Genomic DNA, 9,236 nt, shown 5'->3' with positions numbered 1-9,236 from the left:
CCGCAGTTAACCCTCACTACTAGCCAATCACTTGACTAGCAGGGCTTACTGATATATTTAATTAACTTTCGTTATAATTGGTTAAATAAATCGTAACAGTTAGTTACCCTTCTACACTTTCACGAAGAATCGTTTGTGTCACAACAGAGCCAGCACTTGCTCCAAACGCTTGAATAAAACGACTTACCAATAAAACTTCAATGGAATTTGCAATAAAGCATAAGAAACTTCCAGCGCCATATAAAACAATTCCAAATAACATCGCCGGGCGACGGCCAATTATATCTGATAGCCATCCAATAAAAAATACACCTAAAGCAAATCCAGCAAAATACACACTAAGTGTTAACTGCACCTCATTATTACTTACATGTAACGCCTTTGAAATATCAGGTAAAGACGGTGTGTAAATCGTTTCACTAATTTGCGGAAATGCGACAAGAATAATCATTAACAAAAGTGATGGTACTGAGACTTTTTTCATTTTTCATACCCTCCTATAACTTTGAAAATCTCAGAAATAAAAAGACTTTCCTAAGCTACGGAACAGGAGGGGCCATTATAGAAATTCGATCATAAAACAACAAAGAAAACACCTCAATTACGTATGTTAATACTTATAGGAGGGTAATATTAACATTGATTTTTTAAATATACTTTTTCAATTATATTACATATTGTGTTTCTTTTTCTAGTGCTCAGCCTCGGAATATTTGTTAGAAGGATACCTTGATACCAACACCTTTTTATGGAATAATTAGAAATAGTTTGAATTGATAGATTGAATTATTAAACGATAGACTAATATATTTTTAATGTCGTAAGCTTACAAACAGGGGGACTTTCGTAATGATTGAAATTTTAAGGACAATATTAAACTTCCTAATCTCTCTATTCTCAGGAGAATTACCAATTGTATATTATGTATGGATTATTACCCTATTCCTGATTCAAATAATCCAATCTACTCTGAACTACAACTTCTTTAACAAGAAAGACAATTTCAGCACTTATATATCGGAAGGATTACTTGCTTTTATTATTTTATTGTTTGGAGGAATATTAGTATCTAAGTTACTTGCTTACATAATAGACGACCCTACTATTAGTATGACGAATTTAACACATTATTTTGTTTCTCTTATCATATTAACTATATTTGTCTTAATAACCTGCGTTAAAGACTTTATAGAGACATCTATAAAGAATAAAAATATATCTCTTTTTAGCTTTTTAGTAATTTCCTTAATAACAAGTATACTTTCATTCAAGTTTTTATCACCTTTAATTGAAGGTTCTTTTTCTCTTTCTAAATCTTTTATAACTACTTTAATCATTCTAGTAACTGTATCCATTCCTCTATTAATTTCTTTAGAAGAAAAGTATGCAGATGAAGAGTAATTCTTGCACCCATAGTGTGGATTTAGATGTCTATTCTTTTTAACGGTATTACTAAAAAATAACACAGGCATTGAATTGAAATTTACATAGAAATGAGGAAATACAATTGAGCATTGAACAACAATTATATGATGCAGTGAAACGTTTAATTGACCAAAGATATCCACATGGTTGGGGCGGAGCTGCAGCAATCCGTGTAGAAGATGGATCCATTTATACAAGTGTAGCACCTGACGTTATAAACGCTTCAACAGAACTTTGTATGGAAACAGGTGCAATTTTAGAAGCGCATAAATTTCAAAAGAAAGTTACACATTCTATTTGTCTCGCAAGGGAAAATGAGCATTCTGAATTAAAAGTATTATCACCTTGTGGTGTATGCCAAGAACGTTTATTTTATTGGGGGCCAGAAGTACTATGCGCCATTACAAATTCTAAACAGGATATCATTTTTAAGCCGTTAAAAGAATTGCAGCCCTACCATTGGAGCGAAGCATATTATGATGAATTCGCAAAAGAATGGAGTTCGAAATAAAGATTATTCACTAAAAACGCACCGTCACAAATGACGGTGCGTTTTCTATGTAAGAGCTACTAGAAGATACCCTTCTAGCCTACTCCCATTTATAAGTCCAAAATTGTTCAAGTTGCAACCATTTTAATGTTGCTGCATCTTTGTTTTTGATTTTCGCGTGTGTCTCTTCAAGCATCGCTTCTGTTTGCGAACGGTGCGCACCTAGTGCAGCTAATTTATGCTCGAATACTTCACTAATATTGTTTACAACATCTGGCTCACCGAGTACAGCTTCACGATTTTTCGTAATCGCAACCGCATGAATAACTGGACGTTCTTCTTTTGACATACGTGATACGGCGCGAACGACAGCGCGGCCAAATGCATCATGATCTGGATGTACGCCGTGCTCTGGATAAAATGTAATAATTCGAGATGGATTTACTTCTTGAATGATTGCTTCAATTTTGTCTGCAACGAAATCAACATCTTCAAATTCTAACGTTTTATCATGGAAACCAAGCATTCTTAAATCTTTGATTCCCATCGCTTCACATGCATCTTTTAATTCTTTTTCACGTATATTTGGAATCGTTTCACGGTTAGCAAACACGTTTTTCCCCATGTTACGTCCCATTTGTCCTAGCGTACCGCACGCATACGTTACAGGTACTCCTTGATCTGTTAATAAGCGAATTGTTCCTCCCGCCGCAAATGCTTCGTCATCTGGATGCGGAAATACAACAAGTACATGTCTCTCCATAAGTTTCCCTCCTTCTTACTTAAATGGCGTTAAGCTTAACTCAAGTGCAACTGCTAAGCGACCTTGATTATCGTGCCCTGCAAGTAATAAACGCTCTTTATCGTCTACTTCCCAGTGCGTAATACCTTCTGCATATACCCAGCCATGATCCATCTTTAGACCAACTCGGTATGGGTTTGTTCCAGTAATCTTTCCGCGCTCAAAGCGAATAATTGCATTTCGAATGAATGCACCAACCGTCATCATCTTTTCATTAAAGTGTGACGCATACGCTCCGTTCGTTGTTTCTAAATGAATATATACATCTTTATTTACAAAACGTTCAATTTCATTTTGAATAAGAGAACTATCTTTTACTATTTCCATCGGAATTCACCTCTTTAAACCATTTTACGCAAAAATAATGTAAATTGCTATCTCTATATTAGAGGACAACGCCCACTTTTCCTAATAATTTGCACTGTGTTTCTTTATTTTTTTATATCATATGTAAAATCATCATTTTTTCCTTCACTTTGTTAAATAGTTTTCTTTCTTTTTTGAATTTGCTACAATATATTTTATCCCGTATGAATACAGCGAGATACATTTTGACAATTAAATACATACTTTAAAGAAGGTGACATGATTGGAACAATCAGCACATGAAGTAGCAAATTGGCAATATTATTTTGCAATTGCCGTATTTTTAGTCACGTACGGATTTATTATTTCTGAGAAATTGAATCGTGCTGTAATCGCACTATTCGGTGCTGCTATTATGATTATTTTTGGAGTTGTTGAATTACATACTGCTTTCACCTCTCATATTCAATGGGAAACGATTACCCTTTTAATTGGGATGATGATTCTCGTACATATTACGAGTCAATCAGGCGTATTTGAATTTGTGGCCATTAAAGCAGCAAAAGCAGCCGACGGAAAACCAATCCGCATTTTATTATTGCTATCCTTATTAACTGCTGTCGGATCAGCATTTTTGGACAACGTAACAACCGTATTATTAATCGTACCTGTTACGCTATCCATTACACGTATTTTAAAAGTTAATCCTGTTCCTTATTTGATCTCAGAAGTATTATTTTCAAATATAGGCGGAACAGCAACATTAATCGGTGATCCACCTAATATTATGATCGGATCAGCAAATAAGCATTTAGACTTCAATGCCTTTTTACTTAACTTAGCTCCTATCGTAATTATTATTTCTATCGTGACACTTGGCATTATTTACTTCATGTATCGTAACAAACTAAAGACAACACCTGAGCAAATCGAAAAATTAATGGCATTAAATGAAAAAGATTATATTAAAGATCAAAGCCTCCTTTTAAAATCCATTTCGATTTTAGGACTAACTATTTTAGGCTTTGTACTTCATTCGATTATTCATGTAGATGCTGCAGTTATCGCGATGACAGGTGCTACACTTCTTATGTTAATCGGTGTGAAAGAACATGATATTGAAGATGTATTTGCACACGTTGAATGGGTAACCATTTTCTTCTTCGCCGGACTATTCGTTCTCGTTGGTGGTTTAATTGATATCGGACTTATTTCTTCACTCGCAAAAGAAGTAATTGACGTCACAAATGGCGATATCGGTTTCGCCGCTGTACTTATTTTATGGGTATCAGGTATCGCCTCTGCAACAATTGACAATATCCCATTTGTCGCAACGATGATACCACTTATTCAAGACTTAGCTACAGGACTCGGACTATCTGTTGATTCTCCGCAAATCGAAGTACTATGGTGGGCACTATCACTTGGGGCCTGCTTAGGAGGAAACGGAACGTTAATCGGAGCATCAGCAAACGTAGTCGTTGCTGGTATTGCAAAACGTGAAGGACATGCTTTCTCTTATATGGACTTCTTAAAAATTGGTTTGCCGTTAACAATCATTGCATTACTATTATCACATGCTTATATATATTTACGTTATTTAATGTAAAAGTTGTATTGCATGAAATTATATCGACGATTCGACAGAGAATATCGACTTACCGACAAATAACGACAACGAAAAAGGTATGCAGCGCTAAACTGCATACCTTTTTTCGTTCACCAAAATATACCGATAATTGCTAATCCGCCTAAAATCATACCACCAATTTGTCCAACGATTGTTGGTGATAGTTGAACACCTTTCCTCACTTCAACAACCGGTCTTTCGTGCCTTAGTTGCTGCACTTCGCTTTGAAGTTGATGTACACTTCCGTGTAATTCTTTAATTAGTTCCTTCAATTCAGCGACCTCTTCATTTACTGGTTTTGCTTTTTCTAAATTCATTTTGCATGACTCCTTATAAAGTGAAACTTTAATAAGTGGGGGGCATCCCCCACTTATTATTAGTTGAACCAATCGGACGTTTACGGACAGTTAACGCGGGATAAGTTCAATCAGTACATTGTAAAAATTCGCCAATTATCGTTATATCTCCTGCATTTTACACATATAAGAATGCATTTTTAATCTTGCAGCTCTATCCATTCATCCCGCAGTATCCCCATAATGATACGATCAAAACATTTCCCATCTCTTTGCACTGCTTCTCTCATACAGCCTTCCATCTGAAAACCCATCTTTTTATACAACTCAATAGCATCTTTGTTATAAGAAATAACATCAAGACCAACGCGGTGTAAATTCAATTCATAAAAAGCATACTTTAAAATAAGATGGATTGCTTCTCTTCCATATCCCTTCCCTCTATCATTTGCATCTCCTATACCAATTGCTAATAACCCCGTTCTGTTATTCCACTCTATGCCATGAATTGCAACAAAACCAATTAAACGATCATCTTGAACTGTCCTCAACATGAAAGATACACTATTCGATCTCCGTCCCTTTAATAACCCATCACTTGCTATTTCTTGTAACGATTGTGGAAATGCTACATCTGTATCGACATTTCTTAAATACTCACTATCCTCTTGCCACATAACCATTACTTCAGCATCTGCTTCTCTCATAGCTGTTAATTTAATCGTTTTATTTTGAAAAAGATTCATTGTCATTTCAAACTCCCCCTTTTAATAACGGGGATACTTATTTTAACCTATTTATCCCCTTGTTCCATAAACTGTTTCATAGACGGGATACTTACAATAAGCGCTGACATTGGCACATCTCCTCTACGTTAAATTAAATTCATTGTATAATTTTTCATTTATTCTAACAATAAAAAAAGACCCTCTAAATTTAGAGGATCTTCCTAACGACGAATCGATATTATTTCGTAAACATTTTTTCCGCTTCATCCATTGCCATTTTGTTTCCTAAAGCAGAATAATCAAGCCATGGTTGGTCATTGATAATGTATACGTGCTTGCCTTTAACAGCTTTTAAATCTTTCCAAATTGGTGTTTCTTGAAGTTGTTTAAATGCTGCTTTTGCTTTATCATCTCTATTTACAACAACGAAAATCGCATCTGCATCAAAGTCAGGTAATACTTCTTGTGAAATGACTTCGAAAGGGCGGTTTCCATCAATTTTCTCTACACCATTTGCAGGTTGTAATCCTAAGTCTTGGAATAAAATTGGTCCCATCGGTCTTTTCGTACTAAATACACGTAATTCTTTTGCAGTAACGCGAATTGCCATTACTTTTTCGTTATTACCTAATTCTTTATCGATTAAACCTTTTACTCGTTTTGATTGCTCTTCGTAATCTTGAATATATGTATTCGCTTCTTTCTCACGGTTTACAAGTTTACCAACTTGTTTTAAATGGTCTCTCCACGTACCTTCATCTAAATTGAAAGTATGCGTTTTTGCAATTTTTTCGTATTTCGCTACATCTTTACCCGCATATTTTTCATCCACATAAATGTCAGTAGGTTTTAATTGAAGTAATGCTTCCATATTCGGATCAGTTACAACACCAAGTTTCTTCGTATCTTTCAGTTGTTCTTTTGCATGTGGTAAGAAATCTTTTAAATCTCCACCAATTACAGAACCTACTGGTGTAATTCCTAATGCAAGTAAATTATTTGTTAAGTGAATAGACATAGAAGCGATTTTTGGATCATTACTTTTTTCCGTTTTTTTCGTTGTCTCTTCATTAGCTTTCGTTTGACCACATGCTGCTAATACTAAAATACACATGATGCTAAATAAAATAGTAAGTTTCTTTTTCATATGTTCTCCTCTTCGAAGTATTTATTTTGTTTTTGTAAGTAAATAAAGAAAATACGGTGCTCCTAATGCGGCCACTACTACACCAGCCGGAATAGCGTTTGGCTCAAATATAGAACGGCCTATCGTATCTGCTAGCACTAAAATAATCATTCCAATAATACCAGTTAAAGGAAGAAAGTGTTGATATGTAGTACCTACTAACTTCCTTGCGATATGCGGAGCAACTAAACCGATAAAACCAATTCCTCCTGCCATCGATACACTTGCACAAGATAATCCAACCGCTGTAGCTAAAAGTAATAACCGTTCTTTTTGAACAGAAACACCAAGTCCTGCTGCTACACTATCACCTAGTGACAATGCATTTAACGTTTTAGATTTTAGCCACGCATAAGGGGTTAGTATGAATATCCAAGGTAATAATGCAAAGACATGAATCCAATCCCTTCCCCACACGTTACCAATTAGCCATCTAGAAGCGAATGTATATGTCTCATCATTTAACTTAAGGGAGAAAAATAACGAAATTGCACTAAAGCCAGCTGAAACAGCAATACCAACGAGAATAAGTCTAATAGGAAGTAAACCTTTTGACCGATCACTCGCAAGTAAAATAATAAGAAATGCAGCTAATACTCCTCCGCCAAATGTAAATAACGGTATTAAAATCGATGCATTCTCATTAATAGAATGAAAGAAAGTAACGAATATAATTAGCCCGAAAGATGCACCGGAATGCAGTCCAAGAATACCAGGATCGGCCAACGCATTCCTTGATAACCCTTGCAAAATCGCACCGGAAATTCCAAGGCCAATACCAGCTAACATTGTGATTATAATTCTTGGCATACGATAATCGTATAGCACGGTTGCGCTCTCAAAATCACCATGACCGAAAAGCGTTTGAATTACTTTGAGCGGTGCAATGCTAAGTGTCCCCGTATTTAAACTAAGCAAAATAGCAGCGAGACCAATACAACCAAATATTGTAGTTACAGTAACGGCTCTCTTTTTATCCGTGTTTAAAATCTTCTTCACTTACAACTCCCTCCCAACTTTACGTGCTATATAGAGGAAGAACGGAACTCCAACAAGAGCCACCATAATTCCTATTGCAAGTTCTTTAGGAGGATTTACTGTTCTTGCCCCTAAGTCAGCTAAAACTAATAACATAGCTCCTAATAACGCCGACATAGGAATAATAAGTCGATAATTCACACCAACTAATTTTCTAGCAATATGCGGAATAACAAGTCCTACAAATCCGATAGAACCAACTGCTGAAACAGATACACCTGCAAGAATGACTACTATAATCATCCCTAGTATTCTCGTTCGGTTCGTTTTTACTCCTAAATTCGTAGCGACGTCATCCCCCATTGATATGAGTGAAATAGACCGCCCTATCACTGTTGCAAAAAGAATTGTTACGAGAATAATAGGAACTAAAAATTTCAAGTGTTCCCACTTAACACCTGCAACACCACCAGCGTACCAAAACGCTAAATCTTGACTTAAGTCATAATAAATCGCGATACCCGAACTTAACGAATGTAAAAGCGCAGCCATAACTGCCCCAGCGATCGTTAACCTCATCGGTGTTAATCCGCCTGATGTTGCTGATCCGATAATAAAAATGAGCACTGTACTTAAGACCGCTCCAATAAAGGAGACAATCATTAAATAGGAATACGGCATATGCGGGAAAAAGGCAAAACTAAGTGCTACTACAAACATCGCACCTGCATTTATGCCAAGCACACCTGCATCCGCTAAAGGATTTCGTGTTACTCCCTGCATAACAGCTCCAGCCACTGCAAAAGCCGCTCCTACAACTGCTGCACCAATTACCCTTGGGAGTCTTAATTCATAAATAATTTGGTGCTGCGTTAATTTCGGATTATAATCAAAAACCGCTGTCCATACGGTTTGTAAATGGATATCCTTTGCACCAAATGCAACTGCTAAAAATATAGAGCCGATTAAAGATAAAATTGTTAAGCTCATGAAACATATGAACTTAATATGTAGCCAGCGATTATTGCCAGCATATACAGCAGGCTTATGTAACATGTTTCATTTCATCCTTTATATTCAGTTGTTTTTTATAATTGTTTTTTATTTGTAATTATTATTGATAATAATTATCATTTTCATTTAGATATTATATCCCCACTTTTTTTAAATTGCAAACTATTTTTTTACTTTGTTAAATATTAAAATACTTATTACGATTTTTATCCAAAACTTACAAATACATGCAAAATAGACTACTGGAATTTTTTTTAAATTGTAGTATACTTAATCATTATTTTGAGTTTTCTAACAAAAAAATCGAAGGTGACACAATGTTCTATTTAAAACAACTACTATACTTCACTTACGAGCAAGCATTATCTTGCTTATTCCCAG

At 35.4% G+C, this 9,236-nt stretch carries 10 protein-coding genes and 1 pseudogene; 3 read left to right on the top strand and 8 right to left on the bottom strand.

Annotated elements, in window-relative coordinates; genetic code table 11:
- Positions 1 to 106: 106 nt before the first annotated feature.
- Positions 107 to 484, bottom strand: a pseudogene (locus MR083_RS25415) (MFS transporter); the annotation flags it as partial.
- A 365-nt stretch (positions 485 to 849) separates the two neighbouring features.
- Between MR083_RS25415 and MR083_RS25410 the strand changes: the two are divergent.
- Entirely contained in the window at positions 850 to 1,401 is a 552-nt protein-coding gene (locus MR083_RS25410) for a DUF5823 family protein (RefSeq protein WP_041184691.1), read from the top strand.
- 106 nt (positions 1,402 to 1,507) lie between these two features.
- The gene (locus tag MR083_RS25405; RefSeq protein WP_000021274.1) at positions 1,508 to 1,936 is read left to right on the top strand and encodes a cytidine deaminase; all 429 of its coding nucleotides are present in this window, start codon (positions 1,508 to 1,510) and stop codon (positions 1,934 to 1,936) included.
- Between the two features lie 79 nt (positions 1,937 to 2,015).
- On the opposite strand, the gene bshB2 is transcribed toward MR083_RS25405, so the two are convergent.
- Entirely contained in the window at positions 2,016 to 2,678 is a 663-nt protein-coding gene (bshB2, locus tag MR083_RS25400; RefSeq protein ID WP_000439461.1) for a bacillithiol biosynthesis deacetylase BshB2, read from the bottom strand.
- A gap of 15 nt (positions 2,679 to 2,693) precedes the next feature.
- A complete protein-coding gene (locus tag MR083_RS25395) occupies positions 2,694 to 3,044 on the bottom strand; it encodes a YojF family protein (protein WP_000407039.1) in 351 nt (116 codons plus the stop codon).
- 262 nt (positions 3,045 to 3,306) lie between these two features.
- Between MR083_RS25395 and MR083_RS25390 the strand changes: the two genes are divergently transcribed.
- A complete protein-coding gene (locus MR083_RS25390; protein ID WP_000438023.1) occupies positions 3,307 to 4,632 on the top strand; it encodes an ArsB/NhaD family transporter in 1,326 nt (441 codons plus the stop codon).
- 110 nt (positions 4,633 to 4,742) lie between these two features.
- Here MR083_RS25390 and MR083_RS25385 read toward each other — a convergent pair whose 3' ends face one another.
- The 5 genes from MR083_RS25385 to MR083_RS25365 form a co-directional block, all read right to left on the bottom strand.
- Entirely contained in the window at positions 4,743 to 4,970 is a 228-nt protein-coding gene (locus MR083_RS25385) for a coiled-coil domain-containing protein (protein ID WP_001047304.1), read from the bottom strand.
- Between the two features lie 179 nt (positions 4,971 to 5,149).
- Complete coding sequence (locus MR083_RS25380) at positions 5,150 to 5,701, bottom strand: GNAT family N-acetyltransferase (RefSeq protein WP_000178489.1); 552 nt, start codon at positions 5,699 to 5,701, stop codon at positions 5,150 to 5,152.
- 214 nt (positions 5,702 to 5,915) lie between these two features.
- Entirely contained in the window at positions 5,916 to 6,824 is a 909-nt protein-coding gene (locus MR083_RS25375) for an iron-hydroxamate ABC transporter substrate-binding protein (RefSeq protein ID WP_000728192.1), read from the bottom strand.
- 21 nt (positions 6,825 to 6,845) lie between these two features.
- A complete protein-coding gene (locus MR083_RS25370; RefSeq protein ID WP_000722674.1) occupies positions 6,846 to 7,862 on the bottom strand; it encodes a FecCD family ABC transporter permease in 1,017 nt (338 codons plus the stop codon).
- Positions 7,863 to 8,897, bottom strand: a complete 1,035-nt coding sequence (locus MR083_RS25365; RefSeq protein WP_000902674.1) for a FecCD family ABC transporter permease — start codon at positions 8,895 to 8,897, stop codon at positions 7,863 to 7,865.
- Between the last annotated feature and the right edge of the window lie 339 nt (positions 8,898 to 9,236).

Source organism: Bacillus cereus group sp. BfR-BA-01408, from assembly GCF_022663305.1.
In the GTDB taxonomy this organism is placed as follows: domain Bacteria; phylum Bacillota; class Bacilli; order Bacillales; family Bacillaceae_G; genus Bacillus_A; species Bacillus_A pacificus.
Note: the sequence above shows the minus strand (reverse complement) of the source record. Positions and strands in the feature narration are given on the sequence as shown.

Excerpts from the sequence above, each read along its gene's own strand:
- MR083_RS25385 (WP_001047304.1), bottom strand. The coding sequence starts at position 4,970 with ATGAATTTAGAAAAAGCAAAACCAGTAAATGAAGAGGTCGCTGAATTG.
- MR083_RS25410 (WP_041184691.1), top strand. The coding sequence starts at position 850 with ATGATTGAAATTTTAAGGACAATATTAAACTTCCTAATCTCTCTATTC.
- MR083_RS25380 (WP_000178489.1), bottom strand. The coding sequence starts at position 5,701 with ATGACAATGAATCTTTTTCAAAATAAAACGATTAAATTAACAGCTATG.
- MR083_RS25395 (WP_000407039.1), bottom strand. The coding sequence starts at position 3,044 with ATGGAAATAGTAAAAGATAGTTCTCTTATTCAAAATGAAATTGAACGT.
- bshB2 (WP_000439461.1), bottom strand. The coding sequence starts at position 2,678 with ATGGAGAGACATGTACTTGTTGTATTTCCGCATCCAGATGACGAAGCA.
- MR083_RS25375 (WP_000728192.1), bottom strand. The coding sequence starts at position 6,824 with ATGAAAAAGAAACTTACTATTTTATTTAGCATCATGTGTATTTTAGTA.
- MR083_RS25365 (WP_000902674.1), bottom strand. The coding sequence starts at position 8,897 with ATGTTACATAAGCCTGCTGTATATGCTGGCAATAATCGCTGGCTACAT.